Origin of the sequence: Clostridium sp. AM33-3, assembly GCF_003480315.1 — a bacterium.
Classification (GTDB): domain Bacteria; phylum Bacillota; class Clostridia; order Lachnospirales; family Lachnospiraceae; genus Brotaphodocola.
In genome coordinates this window covers 33,450-51,799 of the sequence record NZ_QUIV01000005.1, presented here as the reverse complement: position 1 = coordinate 51,799, position 18,350 = coordinate 33,450, and the positions used below count along the sequence as shown (strand labels likewise).

14 protein-coding genes and 2 pseudogenes are annotated in these 18,350 nt (G+C 52.5%); all 16 read left to right on the top strand.

Features of this window, described 5'->3' with window-relative positions; all coding sequences use genetic code 11:
- Positions 1-20 precede the first annotated feature (20 nt).
- The 16 genes and pseudogenes from DW819_RS04185 to DW819_RS04115 all read left to right on the top strand — a co-directional run bounded on the left by DW819_RS04185 (position 21) and on the right by DW819_RS04115 (position 18,333).
- On the top strand, positions 21-1,040 hold the full coding sequence (locus DW819_RS04185; RefSeq protein WP_118732217.1) for a PhoH family protein: 1,020 nt from the start codon (positions 21-23) through the stop codon (positions 1,038-1,040).
- 63 nt (positions 1,041-1,103) lie between these two features.
- Complete coding sequence (gene ybeY, locus DW819_RS04180) at positions 1,104-1,601, top strand: rRNA maturation RNase YbeY (protein ID WP_118532552.1); 498 nt, start codon at positions 1,104-1,106, stop codon at positions 1,599-1,601.
- Positions 1,598-2,761 (top strand): DUF3048 domain-containing protein, encoded by a 1,164-nt coding sequence (locus DW819_RS04175; RefSeq protein ID WP_243025564.1) that lies wholly within the window; start codon positions 1,598-1,600, stop codon positions 2,759-2,761. Before ybeY ends, DW819_RS04175 begins: the two co-directional genes overlap by 4 nt.
- Before the next feature lie 52 nt (positions 2,762-2,813).
- Positions 2,814-3,212 carry a hypothetical protein gene (locus DW819_RS04170; protein ID WP_118732216.1) on the top strand — a complete coding sequence of 133 codons (399 nt, stop codon included), beginning with the start codon at positions 2,814-2,816 and terminating at the stop codon, positions 3,210-3,212.
- Positions 3,213-3,280: 68 nt separating this feature from the next.
- Positions 3,281-4,513 (top strand): annotated as a pseudogene (locus DW819_RS04165) (NAD(P)/FAD-dependent oxidoreductase); the annotation flags it as partial.
- Between the two features lie 3 nt (positions 4,514-4,516).
- The gene (locus DW819_RS04160; RefSeq protein ID WP_118732214.1) at positions 4,517-6,145 is read left to right on the top strand and encodes an FAD-dependent protein; all 1,629 of its coding nucleotides are present in this window, start codon (positions 4,517-4,519) and stop codon (positions 6,143-6,145) included.
- A gap of 8 nt (positions 6,146-6,153) precedes the next feature.
- Positions 6,154-7,011, top strand: a complete 858-nt coding sequence (proB, locus tag DW819_RS04155) for a glutamate 5-kinase (protein WP_118732213.1) — start codon at positions 6,154-6,156, stop codon at positions 7,009-7,011.
- A gap of 12 nt (positions 7,012-7,023) precedes the next feature.
- Entirely contained in the window at positions 7,024-7,251 is a 228-nt protein-coding gene (locus DW819_RS04150; protein ID WP_118732212.1) for a DUF896 domain-containing protein, read from the top strand.
- Positions 7,223-7,786 (top strand): annotated as a pseudogene (locus DW819_RS15900) (5-formyltetrahydrofolate cyclo-ligase); the annotation flags it as partial. The gene DW819_RS04150 and the pseudogene DW819_RS15900, both read left to right, overlap by 29 nt.
- A gap of 24 nt (positions 7,787-7,810) precedes the next feature.
- Complete coding sequence (locus DW819_RS04145; protein WP_243025574.1) at positions 7,811-9,055, top strand: glutamate-5-semialdehyde dehydrogenase; 1,245 nt, start codon at positions 7,811-7,813, stop codon at positions 9,053-9,055.
- Positions 9,055-9,705, top strand: a complete 651-nt coding sequence (locus tag DW819_RS04140) for a histidine phosphatase family protein (RefSeq protein ID WP_182432562.1) — start codon at positions 9,055-9,057, stop codon at positions 9,703-9,705. The genes DW819_RS04145 and DW819_RS04140 overlap by 1 nt, the downstream gene beginning before the upstream one ends.
- Positions 9,706-9,734: 29 nt before the next feature.
- Positions 9,735-11,267 carry a tRNA (N6-isopentenyl adenosine(37)-C2)-methylthiotransferase MiaB gene (gene miaB / locus DW819_RS04135; protein ID WP_118732306.1) on the top strand — a complete coding sequence of 511 codons (1,533 nt, stop codon included), beginning with the start codon at positions 9,735-9,737 and terminating at the stop codon, positions 11,265-11,267.
- Positions 11,268-11,288: 21 nt separating this feature from the next.
- Positions 11,289-13,934 carry a DNA mismatch repair protein MutS gene (gene mutS, locus DW819_RS04130; protein WP_118732209.1) on the top strand — a complete coding sequence of 882 codons (2,646 nt, stop codon included), beginning with the start codon at positions 11,289-11,291 and terminating at the stop codon, positions 13,932-13,934.
- Positions 13,935-13,955: 21 nt separating this feature from the next.
- Positions 13,956-16,052, top strand: coding sequence for a DNA mismatch repair endonuclease MutL (gene mutL, locus DW819_RS04125; RefSeq protein WP_118732208.1), 2,097 nt, complete (start codon positions 13,956-13,958; stop codon positions 16,050-16,052).
- Between the two features lie 15 nt (positions 16,053-16,067).
- The gene (miaA, locus tag DW819_RS04120) at positions 16,068-17,066 is read left to right on the top strand and encodes a tRNA (adenosine(37)-N6)-dimethylallyltransferase MiaA (RefSeq protein ID WP_118732207.1); all 999 of its coding nucleotides are present in this window, start codon (positions 16,068-16,070) and stop codon (positions 17,064-17,066) included.
- Positions 17,053-18,333, top strand: a complete 1,281-nt coding sequence (locus tag DW819_RS04115) for a methionine gamma-lyase family protein (protein WP_118732206.1) — start codon at positions 17,053-17,055, stop codon at positions 18,331-18,333. The genes miaA and DW819_RS04115 overlap by 14 nt, the downstream gene beginning before the upstream one ends.
- Positions 18,334-18,350: the final 17 nt, after the last annotated feature.

The window sequence follows — 18,350 nt, the reverse complement described above, 5'->3', positions numbered from 1 at the left end:
TAAGGAGCAGATAATACAGAATGAGTGTAATTGAGACTATAATTGATATCCCGGCGGAGCATGAGAAAAATGTGTGCGGACAGTTTGACGGCTATTTAAAAAAGATCGAGAGGACACTGCACGTGACGATTGTTGCGAGAGATGGAGCCATCAAGCTGATCGGGCCGGAACTGATGATCCGCCGCGCCAAGAGCGTGTTCAACAATCTGGTGGAGCTGTCAAAGCGCGGCAACGCCATTACCGAACAGAACGTGGACTATGCTCTGTCTTTGTGCTTTACCGAGTCAGACGATGCCATTCTCGAGATCGACAAGGACATTATCTGCCGGACCATTAATGGAAAGCCGGTGAAGCCGAAAACCGTAGGACAGAAACAGTATGTGGATACCATCCGCAAGAAGATGATCGTCTTCGGTATCGGACCGGCCGGAACCGGAAAAACCTATCTGGCTATGGCCATGGCAATTTCTGCGTTCAAAAACGGCGATGTGAACCGCATCATCTTAACCAGGCCGGCTATTGAGGCTGGCGAGAAGCTGGGATTTCTGCCGGGTGACCTGCAGAGCAAGATCGACCCGTATCTGCGGCCGCTTTATGATGCCCTGTACCAGATCATGGGAGCGGAGAGCTTTCTGCATAACCAGGAGAAGGGACTGATCGAGGTAGCGCCGCTGGCATACATGCGGGGACGTACCCTCGACAATGCCTACATCATCCTGGATGAGGCACAAAATACCACACCGGCCCAGATGAAGATGTTCCTGACCCGTATCGGTTTTGGCTCCAAGGTCATCATTACCGGTGACAAGACCCAGAAGGATCTGCCGAGCGGAGCGGTATCCGGTCTGGATGTAGCCATGAAGGTGCTTGGAAAGATCGATGATATCGGTTTCTGCAACCTGACCAGCAACGATGTAGTGCGTCATCCGCTGGTTCAGAAGATTGTACAGGCTTACGATGATTACGAAAAGAAGAATCCGGCAAAACAGCCGCCGAAGGAAAAAACACATCGGTTAAAAGAGTTCAAATATCGCAGATAGCAGAGACGATAAAAGCAAAACATGCCGGGCGGGGAATATGCCTGGCAGAAAGGCGGAATATACATGACCATTAATATTGAATATGAGACAGACAAGCCTTTGGATGTGGATTATGAAAAGGTTGCAAATGACATCATACCTGCAGCGCTGGACTATGAGAAGTGCCCTTATGAGGCTGAGGTGAACCTGATTTTGACAGATAATGACGCGATTCAGGAGATCAACCGGGATTACCGCCAGATCGACCGTCCGACAGATGTATTATCCTTTCCTATGATTGATTTTGAGAAGGAATCCGATTTCAGCCATGTGGAGGAGGCTGTGGAGGATTATTTCAATCCGGAAACCGGAGAGCTGATCCTGGGCGATATCATTGTCTCTGTGGAAAAGGTGATCGAGCAGGCTGAAAAGTATGGCCATTCCAGAGAACGGGAGCTGGCGTTCCTCATTGCCCACAGCATGCTCCATCTGTGCGGCTATGACCATATGGAAGACGCAGAGCGCGAGGTAATGGAAACCAGGCAGAGAGAGATACTGGCAGGAGAGGGCTATCATAGATGAGAAAAAACAAGGGGAAGAAGTATGCGTTTGGGGTTATGGCAGCGTGGTGTCTTGCAGTGGGGGCTGCAGCACTGACCGGCTGCGGCACAAAAGAAGTACATAATAAGATCACCGTGGAATCCTCCGTAGAAGAAACCGCGGCAGAAACCATCGAGATTGAAACCGAGGCACCGCAGACAGAAGCGCCGGAAACTGAGGCGCCGGATCCGGATGAGCAGGAGCCGAGGGTGGAGAAAGACGGCAGGATCCGCAGCTATCTGACCGGTGAGATGGTGCCTGTCTCCCAGGGCAACCGCCGTCCGCTGGCTATTATGATGAGCAACGATAAGGCAGCACTGCCGCAGTATGGCATCAACCGGGCCGGGGTCGTTTACGAGGTACCGGTGGAAGCTACCATGAACCGGTATCTGGCTATTATGGAGGATTACGATGACTTAAGCCGGATCGGTTCTGTACGCAGCTGCCGAACCTACTATGTGTATTTTGCCAGAGAGTTTGATGCCATCTACGCGCATTACGGACAGAGTACCTTTGCAAAGCCATATTTGAAATTCATTGATAACATCAATGGCATTGAGGGCCAGGGAAGCACGGCTTACTTCCGTTCCAGGGACAAAAAAACTCCGCATAACGCCTACGCCAGCTTTGAGGGCATTCAGCGCGCCATTCAGAAACTGGGCTACAGTCAGGAATATAACGCAGACTATGACGGACATTTTAAGTTTGCGAAGGAAGGAACACAGGCCGTTATGCATGGTGCCGATGTTCGGGAAGCCTACAAGGTAACACCGGGTTATAAGCTGAATAATCCGTGGTTTGAGTACCATGAGGATGACGGACTGTATTACCGCTTCCAGTATGGCGGTCCACATATGGGAAATGAAGGGCAGATTGCCGTGAAGAACCTGATCATCCAGTACTGTCCGGCAGCCTATTATGCGTCCACTGAGTACCGCAATATCAATGTGCAGGCAGATACCTGGGGCTATTACATTTCTAATGGACAGGCAGAGGATATTACCTGTGAGAAAGACGGAGAGTTCGGTGTGACGCACTATTATGACGCGTCCGGCAATGAAATCGTACTGAATCCGGGGAAGACCTGGATCTGCATCTGTACCACCAACGATATGCAGCCGGCAAAGATCGAAGGAAAGTAAGCACCGTATAAAATCAAAAAATAAGCAGATACTATACTTGGAGGGATTTTCCATGAAAAAGTATAGGATCTGTTTATTTTTATTTCTGGGGGTTAGCCTGGTCTGTGTCCTGATCGCGTTTTTTGTGCGGCGCAATTGGGAAAACAGTGGGGCTGTGGACACACCGGAAACTGCAATAGAACGCGATACAGTACCGGAAACGGTGACAGAGGACCAGATGGCCGCGAATAACGATCACGTGCAGGCGGTTGCGGAAAGCAGGGAAATCTATTATCTGGTTGCGGAGGATGGTATACTTCTCGTGTTTTTAAAGGACCGGAAAACCATCTGTCTGTATACCCATGTGCCGTTGATGGATTTTCCGCCTGATGAGCGCGCAAGGCTGCGGGAAGGGCTCTGGTTTTCTTCCATGGCAGAGGTATTTAACTATCTGGAGTCCTACACAAGCTAAAAACTGCTTGAAAAGAAAGGGCAAACTGGATACAATAGTATCCAAATGACGAAAAATTACGGCGGAGGAAAAACGTGAAGAAAAAAGTACTGATCATCGGAGGAGGGGCTTCCGGACTTATGGCAGCCATCATGGCAGCCAGAGAGGGTGCAGAGGTGACCATTCTGGAGCATATGGACCGGGTGGGAAAGAAAATCCTGTCCACGGGAAACGGGCGGTGCAACATGACAAACCTGTCCGTGCGGCCTGAATATTACCGGAGCAGCCAGAAGCTGTTTCCCATGAAGGTACTGGATCGTTTTTCTGTCTGGGATACCCTGAACTTTTTTGACGGGATCGGCATTGTAACGAAGAACCGGAATGGCTACATTTACCCGAATTCGGATCAGGCTGCTTCCGTACTGGATGCGCTACGCTTTGAAACAGAGCATCTGGGCATTCAGACGGTGCTTTCCTGTCATATCAAAAAGGCGTGGAAGGCGAAAAATGGCATGTTTACCGTGGAGAGTGATCAGGGTCTGTTTCAGGGAAACAGCCTGATCCTGGCGGCTGGTTCCAAGGCAGCTCCGGTATCCGGTTCCGATGGCAGCGGTTATGAGCTGGCAGGCTCCTTTGGACACACCATTGTAAAGCCTCTTCCGGCACTGGTACAGCTGAGGTGCAGGGGCACCTTTTTCAAACAGCTGGCAGGTGTGCGCTGTGAGGCGGTGGTGCGTCTGGTGAGTAACGGAAAGACCCTGGCTGCTGATGAGGGCGAGGTGCAGCTTACAGATTACGGTATTTCCGGCATTCCGACCTTCCAGGTAAGCCGTTATGCGGCGCGTGCCCTGGATGAGGGAAGACAGGTCAGCGCATTGCTGGATTTCTTCCCGTCAAAGAGCATGGAAGATACCAGAACCATGCTAAAACAGAGAAAGGCAGCATTGGGATACCGGCCGTCTGGGGAGTTTTTGAATGGAGTTCTGAATAAGAAGCTGGCCGCCGTACTGTTAAAACAGGCTGGCATTCCGCTTGATGTTACCTGTGCGCGCATCAAAGACAGCCAGCTGGAGACACTGACTGTGCAGGTGAAGCAATTTGAAGTGCCGGTTATATCCACCAACAGCTTTGAGCAGGCCCAGGTATGCTGCGGCGGCGTGGACACACGGGAACTCAGGCCGGATACCATGGAGTCAAAGCTGGTGAAGGGCCTGTTCCTGGTGGGAGAGCTGACGGATGTAGACGGCATCTGCGGCGGCTATAACCTGCAGTGGGCCTGGAGCACCGGGGCCGTGGCAGGAAGAACGGCAGGGAGAAATTAGACTATGATACGATTAACACAGATCAAGCTTCCGGCAGATCATACGCCGGAGATGCTCACAAAGAAGGCAGCGAAGCTTTTGCGGATTTCGCCGGAAGAGATCCGGGAACTGCATATACGAAAGCGCTCGCTGGATGCAAGAAAGAAGCCGGAACTGTTTTACAGCTATACAGTCGATGTTTCGGTCAAAAAGGAAACTGAGCTTATACATAAGCTGAAAAATCCGCAGATCAGTCTCTGCAAAGAGGTGCGCTACCGGTTTCCGAAATCCGGTGAGACGGTGTTAAAGGAGCGTCCGCTGATCATCGGAACCGGGCCGGCAGGCTTATTTTGCGGTCTGATGCTGGCAAGGCAGGGCTACCGCCCTGTTTTGCTGGAACGAGGAAGCGCAGTGGACGAGCGACAGAAAAAGGTGAACGCGTTCTGGCAGGGAGGCGCGCTGGATATGCAGACCAATGTGCAGTTTGGCGAGGGCGGTGCCGGCACATTTTCTGACGGCAAACTGAATACTCTGGTGAAAGATCCTCTGGGACGCGGAAAACTGGTCCTGGAGCTTTTTACCGAGTTCGGCGCGGATCCTTCTATTTTGTATGACCATAAACCACACATCGGTACGGATGTGCTGGCTGAGGTGGTTAAGCATATGCGTGAAGAAATCATCCGCCTGGGCGGAACCGTACGGTTTGATACGCAGGTGACAGATCTTCTGACGGAACAGAGCCGAGTATGCGGTGTGAAGGTTTCCTTTGCAGATCCGCAGACAGGCGCTCCGGTGGAGGAAGAAATCAAAAGCAGTGTGGTGGTGCTTGCCATCGGGCACAGCGCAAGAGATACCTTTTCCATGCTGCTGGACCGGAAGGTCCCCATGGAACAGAAGGCGTTTGCGGTGGGACTGCGTATCCAGCATCCCCAAAAGATGATCAATCTCTCCCAGTATGGGCGGGAGGAGGCCGGAGCCCTTGGCGCGGCAAATTATAAACTTACCAGACAGACAAAAAGCGGGCGCGGTGTATACAGCTTCTGTATGTGTCCGGGTGGTTATGTGGTGAATGCCTCTTCCGAATCCGGACGGCTGGCGGTAAACGGCATGAGCTATCACGACCGTGCCGGAGAGAACGCCAACAGTGCCCTGATCGTTACGGTCACGCCGGAGGATTTCCCGGAGGGCGGAGCCCTTGGAGGCGTGGCATTCCAAAGAAAACTGGAGGAGGCAGCATACCAGGCAGCCGGCGGCAAGATCCCGGTACAGCTTTACGGAGATTTCTGCCAGAATGTGATCAGCCGTAAACTTGGCGGGGTAAATCCCCAGATGCGGGGCGAATGGGCTTTTGGTGATGTCCGTTCCATCCTGCCGGAGCCGCTGAACCTGGCGCTGATGGAGGCTATGGATGGCTTTGGACATATGATCCGCGGCTTTGACCGGCCGGATGCCGTTTTTGCGGGCGTTGAGAGCCGCACCTCATCCCCGGTGCGTATCTGGCGGGATGAACAGTTTGAGAGTGAGCTGCGGGGACTGTACCCCTGCGGTGAGGGCGCCGGTTATGCGGGCGGCATCACCTCTGCGGCGATGGACGGCGTGAAGGTAGCTGAGGCCATTGCAAGACGTTACAGATTAGATGAAAAGGATAAATAAAGCGGGATATGAATGATTTCAGAAAAAAACTAAAGGATAAAAAACGGATTGTTATCAAGATCGGTTCTTCTTCCCTGACCCATGAAAATACCGGGGAACTGAATCTCTTTAAGATTGAAAAGCTGATCCGTGTGATCTGCGATCTGAAGGGAGAGGGAAAAGACGTAGTACTGGTTTCCTCCGGTGCCATCGCGGCCGGACGGCAGGTTCTTGGCGGTCAGAAACGCCCTCAGACCATTTCTGAAAAGCAGGCTTACGCGGCGGTAGGACAGGCCCGCCTCATGATGGTGTACCAGCGGCTCTTTTCTGAGTACAACCACATTGCGGCGCAGGTGCTTCTGACAAAGGATACCATGACGAATCAGGATTCCCGGATCAATGCCCAGAATACCTTTGAGGAGCTTTTGAGACTGGGAGCAGTGCCGGTCGTCAACGAAAACGATACGGTTTCCACCCACGAAATCCAGTTCGGTGATAATGACCGGCTTTCTGCGATCGTGGCAGCACTCATCGGCGCAGATCTTCTGATCCTGATGTCCGATATTGACGGACTGTATTCGGAGGATCCCCACAGGAATCCGGATGCAAGATTTATCGGCCTGGTTGAGGAGATCACACCGGAACTGATCGGCATGGGAGGCGGCTCCGGAAGTGATGTGGGAACCGGCGGTATGGCGGCCAAGCTGGCTGCAGCCCGGATTGCCACAGACAGCGGATCTGACATGATCATCTGCAATGCGGATCATGTGGATGTGATCCATGAACTGATAAACGGAGAAGAGAAGGGAACGTTATTCCTGGCACATCCAAACCGGGATTTTGATCTGATGGATTATATCAATACCAAATATGAGACAGGAAAGTAAAGGAGAATCACTATGGATCAGAGCAGTATCGACCGCATCAACGCCCTCTACCACAAATCCCAGGCAGTGGGGCTGACCGAGGAAGAAAAGGAAGAGCAGGCGAGACTTCGCAAGGAGTATATAGCGTCTATCAAAAACAACATGAGAGCGCATTTAAATAACATTTCGATCAGGGAAAAGGACGGCACTATTACCGATCTTGGAAAGAAATATGGCGGAATCAAAGATACCCAGTCTTAAAAACAAGATCCGCAGTCAGATCCGCATGCTGCGGGCAGAGCTGCAAAAGCCGGAAGCCATTGGACGAAAAGAGACTATGGACGCGCAGATCCGGGAACAGGTACTGGCGCTTTTAAGCCGCCTGCGGGCAGAAAAAAAGATCCCGGATACCGTGTATCTGTATGCTTCATTTGGTGGAGAGGCAGATACCTTTCAGCTCATGGATGCGCTGTGGCAGCAGAACTATCTGGTGGCGCTGCCGCGGGTGGCCGGAGAGCGGATGGATTTTTATCTGGTGCGGAGCAGAAAAGACCTGGTCCCGGGCTTTCGGAATATTCCGGAACCGGAAGAGCACTGCGAAAAAGCATGCTGCCCGCAGGCTGTGGTGATCACGCCGGGAACAGCCTTTACCAGGGCAGGCGACCGCATGGGATATGGCGGCGGCTTTTATGACCGCTTCTTTTCGGAGGAGCCGGAGCATAAGCGGGTGGCGGTCTGCTATCCGTTTCAGATTTTTTCCAGGCTCCCTGTCGAGGAGCATGATAAGACGATGGATTATGTGATAACAGGAGGATCAGGCATGGATTTGAGAGTGATCGGTGTCCGCGCAAAGGAAGCGGCATCCTATTTAAACAGTCTTGGTATTACAGAGAAAAATGAAGGCCTGCGTCAGGCAGCCCAGGCACTCCTCGATGGGGAAGAGGATATTCTGACGGCAAATCAGGAGGATGTGATACGGGCATCGGAAAACGGCATGAGCCAGGGACTGATCGACCGTCTGGAGCTCACACCGGATCGTCTGCAGGCTATGGCAGATGGTCTGCTGCAGATCGCCAGGCTGCCGGATCCGGTGGGAGAGGTGGCATCCATGAAGCCAAGACCAAACGGTCTTCTGATCGGCGAGAAGCGTGTGCCGCTTGGCGTGGTCGGCATGATTTATGAGGCGCGTCCCAATGTGACATCCGATGCCTTCGGTCTGTGCTTTAAGACCGGAAACGCCGTGATCTTAAAAGGCGGAAGTGATGCCATTGAGTCCAATAAGGAAATCGTGAAATGGCTTCGGACCGGACTTTCCCGTGCGGGACTGCCGGAAGACTCCCTGCAGCTGATCACCGATACAGACCGGGCGGTGACCACGGAGTTCATGCGCCTAAATGAGTTTGTGGATGTGCTGATCCCGCGTGGCGGCGCCGGACTGATCCGCAGTGTCGTTCAAAACAGCACTGTGCCGGTCATTGAAACTGGTACAGGCAACTGCCATATCTATGTGGATGAGACGGCAGATTTTGAGATGGCACTGAACATCATCGAGAATGCCAAGACTCAGCGCATCGGCGTCTGCAATGCCTGCGAATCCCTGGTCGTACATAGAAGCATTGCGGAGGAATTTCTCCCGCTGCTGGCAGCGCGTCTTGCAGAAAAGTCTGTGGAAGTGCGGGCAGATGAGGCGGCAAGAGGAATCGTGCCGGAGTTTTCCGCAGCCACGCCGGAGGACTGGGGAACGGAGTATCTGGACTATATTTTGTCTCTGAAGCTGGTGGATTCCCTGGATGAGGCAATCCGCCATATCAATCGTTACAATACCGGTCATTCCGAAGCGATCATCACGCAGGATTACAATCACGCCCAGGAATTTCTGAACCGGATTGACGCGGCAGCCGTCTATGTCAATGCGTCTACCCGCTTTACCGATGGCGGAGAGTTCGGCTTTGGCGCTGAGATCGGCATCAGCACCCAGAAGCTTCATGCAAGAGGACCGATGGGCTTAAAGGCGCTGACCACCACGAAGTATATTATCTACGGAAACGGGCAGGTGAGACCATAATGAAGCTTTACATTATCCGGCACGGAGAAACCTCCTGGAATGCAGAGGGACGTCTTCAGGGCCAGACAGACATCCCGTTAAATGAAAATGGCATCCGGCTGGCGACGATCACCGGTGAGGCATTAAAAGAGGTCCCCTTTGATCTTGCCATATCCAGTCCGTTAAAGCGGGCAAGGCAGACAGCGGACCTGGTGTTGGCGGGCAGGCAGGTCCCGGTGCTTGAGGATGCCCGGATCGAGGAACTGAGCTTTGGCTCATGGGAAGGACTTGGCTGCCGCAAAGCAAATTTTGAGATCCCGTCAGAGCATTTTCAGGACTTTTATCAGGATCCGTTTCATTTTCAGACGGCAGCAGACGGAGAAACGATCACACAGCTCTGTGCCCGTACCAGGGAATTCTGGGATGAGCTGGTAAGCAATCCGGACTGGAAGGATAAGACGATTCTGATTGCCAGCCATGGATGCGCCTGCAGGGGTATCCTGCACAATGTGTATGAAGACAAGACAGATTTCTGGCATGGAAAGGTTCCGCCAAACTGCGCGGTAAATATTGTGTCGGTAGAGAACGGAAGGGCAGTTTTGGAGGCAGAGGACCGGATCTATTACGATCCGTCCGAGTGCGTGGATTTCCGTACAGGGAAGAAAATTTGAAATATCATAATGTGAATAATGAGGTAAAGATGAAAATATACAAACAGAACGAAACACCGGAATTTGAAATGATCCGTGCTGCGGCGCCGGAGGATGATGGCGCACGCCAGTACTATTTTATAGAACAGGCAAAAATCTTATGGAAGCAGCAGTTTGAAAGTCTGGCAGACAGCGGGGAGGCCGCAGGACGCTATGAGAGTGAACTGCTTTTAAGACTTCAGGCAGAAGGAAAATACGGTACCTTCCACATCGCAACCTTCGGCTGTCAGATGAATGCCCGGGACTCCGAGAAGCTTTGCGGAATTTTAGAAGAGATCGGCCTGCTGGAAGTGGAATCCGAGAATGCAGATCTGGTGCTTTACAATACCTGTACGGTTCGTGATAACGCAAACCAGAAGGTGTACGGCCGTCTTGGCTATCTGCAGACCTTAAAAAAGAAGCGTCCCGGCATGATGATCGCCCTGTGCGGCTGCATGATGCAGGAACCGTCCGTAATTGAAAAAATCCGAAAGAGTTATTCCTACGTGGATCTGATCTTTGGTACTCATAACATCTTTAAACTGGCAGAACTGTTATGCTGCCGCATGATGAGTGAAAACCGCATGGTAGTAGATATCTGGAAGGATACGGACAAGATCGTGGAGGAGCTTCCTGTGGACCGGAAATATTCCTTTAAGTCCGGTGTCAACATTATGTTTGGCTGTAACAACTTCTGCAGCTATTGCATCGTGCCGTACGTGCGCGGACGGGAACGCAGCAGAAAACCGGAGGATATTGTAGCCGAGATCAAAAAACTGGTTGCAGACGGAGTGGTAGAAGTAATGCTGCTCGGTCAGAATGTAAACTCTTACGGAAAAAATCTGGAAGAGCCGATGACCTTCGCACAGCTGCTGCGTGAGGTGAACAAGATCGAAGGCCTGGAGCGTATCCGTTTCATGACCTCCCATCCGAAGGATCTTTCCGATGAGCTGATCGAGGCCATGCGCGACTGCGAGAAGGTCTGCAATCATCTGCATCTTCCGCTGCAGTCCGGCAGCAGCCGTATTTTAAAGCTGATGAACCGCCATTATGATAAGGAGCGTTATCTGATGCTGGTGGATAAGCTTCGTGCGGCTATTCCGGATATTGCCCTGACCACGGATATCATTGTGGGCTTTCCGGGCGAAACGGAGGAAGATTTTGCGGAAACCATGGATGTGGTGCGCCGTGTCCGCTATGACAGCGCCTTCACTTTTATTTATTCGAAGCGTACCGGAACGCCTGCCGCAGCGATGGAGCAGGTGCCGGAAGCAGTTGTAAAGGAACGTTTTGACCGCCTGCTCAAAGAAGTCCAGGAGATTTCCTCCGAGGTCTGCGGACGTGATCTTCACACGATACAGAAGGTTCTGGTGGAGATGCCGGACGACCACAAGGAAGGCTATGTGACCGGACGTTTGAGCAATAACACGGTAGTGCATTTCCCGGGAGATGAAAGCCTCATCGGAAAGATCGTGGATGTATGGCTGGAAGAGTCTAAGGGATTTTACTACATGGGAAAGCAAGTGGAAGGACAGGAGAGTTAAAACGTGGCTGGATTATCACCAATGATGGCCCAATACATGGAGACCAAAAAACAATATAGTGACTGTATTTTATTCTATCGCCTGGGCGATTTCTATGAGATGTTCTTTGATGACGCGCTGACCGCGTCCAGGGAATTAGAGATCACTCTGACCGGAAAGGAATGTGGACTGGAGGAACGCGCACCCATGTGTGGCGTTCCTTATCATGCTGTGGACAGCTATTTAAGCCGTCTTGTGCAAAAGGGCTACAAGGTTGCCATCGCAGAGCAGATGGAGGATCCGAAGTTAGCAAAGGGCCTGGTAAAACGTGAGGTGATCCGCGTGGTGACACCGGGCACCATTACCAGTGCCCAGGCGCTCGATGAGACCAAGAATAACTATCTGATGGGAATCGTTTACCTGGCAGATAAAATGGGGGTTTCCGTGGCAGATATCACCACCGGAGATTTCCTGGTAACGGAGGTTTCCACCGACCGTGCCCTGTTTGATGAGATCAATAAATTTTCTCCGGCAGAAGTCATCTGCAACGATGCGTTTTCCATGTCCGGGATCAGCCTGGAGGATTTAAAGGACCGGTATCACTTTACGGTATCAGCCCTGGATTCTCATTTTTTCCAGGATGACAGCTGCCGCAAGGTGCTGCGGGAGCATTTTAAGGTGGGAAGCCTGGAGGGACTGGGGCTTGGAGACTATGACTGTGGTGTCATCGCGGCAGGTGCCGTACTGCAGTATCTGTATGAGACCCAGAAGAGCACACTGGATCACCTGACTACCATTGTGCCTTATGCAACCGGAAATTACATGGTGCTGGATTCTTCCACCAGACGAAACCTGGAGCTTCTGGAGACGATGCGGGAGAAGCAGAAGCGGGGAAGCCTTCTCTGGGTACTGGATAAGACCCGCACGGCCATGGGCGCCAGACTTCTTCGTACCTGGATCGAGCAGCCGCTGATTTCCAGGGAAGATATCTTAAAGCGCCAGAATGCGATCGAAGAGCTGAACTTAAATTACATAAGCCGGGAAGAGCTGGGGGAATATTTAAATCCGGTCTATGATCTGGAACGCCTGATCGGACGCATCAGCTATAAGACCGCAAATCCGAGAGATCTGCTGGCATTTCGCAATTCCATTGCAATGGTGCCGCATATCAAGAGGCTTTTGGGTGAATTCACATCGGATGCCTTAAAAGAGCTGGAACAAGAGCTGGATCCGCTGGAAGATCTGGAGGACCTGATCACCCGCGCGATCGTTGAGGAACCGCCGATCACGGTCCGTGAGGGCGGAATGATCCGGGATGGCTACAACGAGGAGGCAGACCGCCTGCGCCATGCAAAGACCGAGGGCAAGACATGGCTGGCTGAGCTGGAAGCAAGAGAGCGTGAAAGCACCGGTATTAAGAACCTGAAGGTCAAATACAACAAGGTGTTCGGTTACTACTTTGAGGTTACGAATTCCTTTAAAGATCTGGTTCCGGAATATTTTATCCGCAAACAGACCCTGACCAATGCAGAGCGCTACACTACGGATGAGCTCAAGAACCTGGAGGATGTGATCCTGGGAGCAGAGGATAAGCTCTTTTCTCTGGAGTACGACCTGTTCTGCGGGGTACGGGATGCCATTGCAGCAGAGGTTGTGCGGATCCAGAAGACAGCCCGTGCCGTTGCGGCGGTGGATGTGTTCGTATCCCTGTCTGTCGTGGCTACCCGAAGCAACTACGTGAAGCCGCAGATCAACGAAAAGGGCATGATTCAGATCAAGGGCGGCCGTCATCCGGTGGTAGAGAAGATGATGCGGGATGATATGTTTGTGGCAAATGACACGATCCTGGATAATTCCAGGAACCGCATTTCCATCATCACAGGACCAAACATGGCCGGAAAATCCACCTACATGCGTCAGACAGCCCTGATCGTTCTAATGGCGCAGATCGGCAGCTTTGTTCCGGCGGACCAGGCGAATATCGGTATCTGTGACCGCATCTTTACCCGTGTGGGCGCTTCCGATGATCTGGCAAGCGGCCAGAGTACCTTTATGGTGGAGATGACCGAGGTAGCCAATATTCTGAGAAACGCGACCCGAAACAGTCTGCTGATCCTGGATGAGATCGGACGCGGAACCAGTACCTTTGACGGACTGAGCATTGCCTGGGCTGTCGTGGAGCATATCAGCAACACCCGGCTGCTGGGAGCAAAGACCCTGTTTGCTACGCATTACCATGAGCTGACAGAGCTGGAAGGTCTGATGAGCGGTGTCACCAACTACTGCATTGCCGTGAAAGAACAGGGCGATGACATTGTGTTCCTGCGAAAAATTGTAAAGGGCGGGGCTGACAAGAGCTATGGTATTCAGGTAGCAAAGCTGGCCGGAGTACCGGATTCGGTGATCAGCCGCGCGAAAGAGCTGGTGGAGCAGCTGGTAGATTCCGACCTGACAGCAAGGACCCGCGAAATTGCGGAAGGCAATGCGCCTGCGGGCCATAAGCCGGTACCGAAGCCGGATGATGTGGAAATGAGCCAGCTTACCCTGTTTGATACGGTGCGTGAGGACGATATCATCGAAGAACTGAAAAATCTGGAGCTGGGCAATATGACGCCGATCGACGCGTTGAATACCCTGTACCGGATGCAGACAAAGCTGAAGAACCGCTGGAGCGGGAACGAGAAATAAAGACTAATGCGGGAGGTACACATGCCAAACATTCATGTACTGGATCAGAATACCATCAACAAGATCGCAGCCGGCGAGGTCATTGAGCGTCCGGCTTCGGTGGTGAAGGAGCTCCTGGAGAATGCGATCGATGCGAAGGCAACTGCGGTCACGGTGGAGATCCGTGAGGGAGGGATTTCCTTCATCCGGGTTACGGACAATGGCTGCGGAATTGAAAAGGATGAGATCCCGCTTGCATTTCTGCGACATTCCACCAGCAAGATCCAGTCTGTGGAGGATCTGTTTACCGTATCCTCCCTGGGATTCCGGGGGGAGGCACTTTCCAGTATTGCCGCGGTTGGGCAGGTGGAGCTGATCACCAAGACCAGCCGTTCCTTAACCGGAAACCGTTATCAGATCGAAGGTGGCCAGGAGCGGGGGCTGGAGGAGATTGGCGCTCCGGACGGAACGACGTTCATTGTGCGGAATCTGTTTTACAACACGCCGGTACGCCGGAAGTTTTTAAAGACTCCCATGACGGAGGGGGCCCATGTGGCGGATCTGGTGGAGAAGATCGCGCTGTCCCACCCGGAGATTTCCATCCGCTTTATCCAGAATAATCAGAATAAGCTGCATACTTCCGGCAACCATAATTTAAAAGATATCATTTACACGGTTTACGGGCGAGAAATCACTGCAAATCTGATCCCGGTGTCTGTCACCGGGGAAGCCTTCAGTGTGGAGGGCTTTATCGGAAAGCCCGTCATTGCAAGGAGTAACCGTAACTTTGAAAATTATTATATTAATGGAAGATATATCAAGAGCAATATCATTTCGAAGGCCATCGAGGAGGCTTACAGGCCGTTTATGATGCAGCACAAGTATCCGTTTACCATGCTGCATTTTAAGATCGAGCCGGAATTTCTGGATGTGAATGTCCATCCGACGAAGATGGAGCTGCGCTTTCAGAATGGGGAGAATGTATTTCGCATGGTGCGGGATACCCTGGCTGAGGCGCTGCGCCATAAGGAACTGATCCCGAAGGTAGAACTGGTGGAGGAAGAGCGGACACGAAAATCCGTGCCGGAAAAACGGATCCCGATCCCGGAGCCATTTGAGCAGAACCGGCTAAGGAAGGACAGCGCCGGTCTGTTTGACACCAGACGGAATATGGCAGACAGCATCGCGGATCATATCGTGCTGCGGGAGACTCCGGAGGAATACCGGATGAAAACCCGGCCGGGGGAGCAGCCTGCGCTGAAGGCCACCTCCCAGATCCGCAGTGAGCGCAGCGGACTTCTACGCACGGAACAGCCGGTGGAGGAAATACAGCAGTCAGAAAAACTGCAGCAGCCATCCGGTTATCGCGTGAACGAGGCGCTGACGGCACTGTTAAAGCAGGAGCCAGGAAGAACCGAGTCAGCCGGGGAGCCGGAAGCAAGCCAGATGCAGGAGGCGAAAGTCAGCGAACCGGAAGCAAAGCAGATGCAGGAGCCGCAAGCCGGGGAGCCTGCGGTTCAGCTGGATCTCTTTGAGGAAAAGCTCCTCGAACCCCGGTCCCGCAGCCGCCACAAGCTGATCGGCCAGCTGTTTGCCACTTACTGGCTGGTGGAGTTTAAAGACCAGCTTTACATCATCGACCAGCATGCGGCCCATGAGAAGGTCCTGTATGAGAAGACCATGAATTCCTTAAAAACCAGAGAGTATACCTGTCAGCAGATCCATCCTCCCATTATCCTGACTTTGGGAAGCCGGGAGGCGCTGATGCTGGAGAAGAACATGCAGATCTTTACGGACATCGGATTTGAGATCGAGCCGTTTGGAGGCAAGGAATATGCAGTGCGTGGTGTGCCGGATAACCTGTTTACCATTGCGAAGAAGGAACTTCTGATGGAGATGCTGGACAGCCTTTCCGAGGATACCCAGGCGCGGAATGCGGATATGATCTATGAAAAGGTGGCATCAATGTCCTGCAAGGCCGCCGTAAAGGGACATGATGTGTTGAGCGCGGCAGAGGCAGACGCCCTGATCGACCAGCTTCTTGGGCTGGAAAATCCCTACGCCTGCCCGCACGGCAGACCAACCATCATTGCCATGAGTAAATATGAACTGGAGAAAAAGTTTAAACGAATTGTCTGACAGGGGGGAGCAGCTATGAAACAGCCGCTGATCATTCTCACCGGGCCGACCGCAGTGGGAAAAACAGCTTTATCCATTGAACTTGCTAGGGCGCTGAAGGGAGAAATCATCAGCGCCGATTCCATGCAGGTGTATCGCCATATGGACATCGGGTCGGCGAAGATCATGCCGGAAGAGATGGATGGGATACCTCATCATCTGATCGACGTGCTGGAGCCCTGGGAAGAGTTCAATGTGACCAGATTCCAGGCTATGGCGAAGGAAGCTATGGCCGGTATTTACAGCCGCGGCCATGTGCCTATTGTAACGGGAGGCACCGGATTTTACATCCAGGCGCTGGCTTATGATATTGATTTTACGGAAAATGAAGACCACAGCGGGATCCGGGAGGAGCTGGAGCAGCTTGCCGCAGAGAGAGGCGAGGAGCATTTGCACCAGATGCTGGCACAGATCGATCCGGAATCTGCCAGAGCCATTCATGCCAACAACGTCAAGCGTGTCATCCGGGCGATCGAGTATTACCGGCTGACCGGAGAGAAGATTTCCGAGCATAATAAACGGGAACGGGAGAAAACCTCTCCCTATGACCTCTATTACTATGTTCTGACACGGGACCGCGCTGCGCTTTATGAGCGGATCGACCGGCGGGTAGACGTCATGATGGAGCAGGGACTGGTGGATGAGGTGAAGCGTTTAAAGGAGATGGGCTGCACCCGGGATATGGTGGCCATGCAGGGCCTTGGATACAAGGAAATCCTGGATTATCTGGATGGAACGATCAGCCTCGGGGAAGCGGTATACATCATTAAGCGCGACACCAGACATTTCGCGAAACGTCAGCTCACCTGGTTTAAGCGGGAGCGGGATGTGCGTTTTATTGCCATGGATGACGGGAATGCGCCGTGGGTGAAACTGCAGGACGGAACCGGTCAGTCGGAAGACGATCAGCAAAAAATATTAACATATATCTGTAATGACTACTTTGGAGGAAGAAACAAACATGGAATTGAATGAGATGTACGAGGAACTTGGGATCAGTGAAAAGGTCCTGAAATTCGGAACAGAAATAGAAGAAAGCTTAAAGGAACGTTTTGAGGCGATTGACAAGAATGCGGAATATAACCAGATGAAGGTGCTGAAGGCCATGCAGGAGGCCCGTGTCAGTGACATTCATTTTGCTGCAACCACCGGATATGGCTACAATGATCTGGGCCGTGACACTCTGGAAGAGGTATATGCAAAAGCCTTTCACGGTGAGGATGCCCTGGTCCGCCCGCAGCTGATCTCCGGCACCCACGCCCTTCATGTGGCATTATCCAGCAATCTGCGTCCGGGCGATGAGCTGCTCTCGCCGGTTGGAAAACCGTATGATACCCTCGAAGAGGTTATCGGCATCCGTGAGTCTGCCGGTTCCCTGAAAGAGTACGGTGTCATCTACCGTCAGGTGGATCTGTTAGAAGATGGAAGCTTTGATTATGAGAATATCCGCAAAGCCATCAACGAGAAGACAAAGCTGATTACCATTCAGCGCTCCAAGGGCTACGCAACCCGTCCAACCTTCTCCGTAACCCAGATCGGTGAACTGATCGCATTCTGCAAGAGCGTAAAGCCGGATGTGATCTGCATGGTAGACAACTGCTATGGCGAATTCGTAGAGCGCATTGAGCCGACGGATGTGGGCGCCGACATGATCGTTGGCTCCTTAATTAAGAATCCGGGCGGCGGCCTGGCACCGATCGGCGGTTACATTGTAGGCAGGAAATCCTGTGTGGAGCAGGCCTCCTACCGGTTAAGCGCGCCGGGACTCGGAAAAGAGGTGGGTGCAAGCCTGGGACTGAACCAGTCCTTCTATCAGGGGCTGTTCATGTCTCCGACGGTTGTGGCAGGTGCACTGAAGGGTGCGATTTTTGCAGCTAATGTTTATGAAAAGCTGGGTTTTGCAGTGGTTCCAGACAGCACCGAGTCCCGTCATGACATCATCCAGGCAGTGACGCTGGGAACGCCGGAAGGCATGATCGCATTTTGCAAGGGCATTCAGGCAGCAGCGCCGGTAGACAGCTTTGTTTCTCCGGAGCCCTGGGATATGCCTGGCTACGATGCGCCGGTCATCATGGCAGCAGGCGCCTTTGTACAGGGCTCTTCCATTGAGCTGAGTGCCGATGGCCCGATCAAGCCGCCGTACGCTGTGTATTTCCAGGGCGGTCTGACCTGGTATCACGCAAAGCTTGGCATTTTAATGTCACTGCAGAAAATGGTGGACGCAGGCATTGTGGCCCTGTAGTCCGTGCAGCGAAAAAA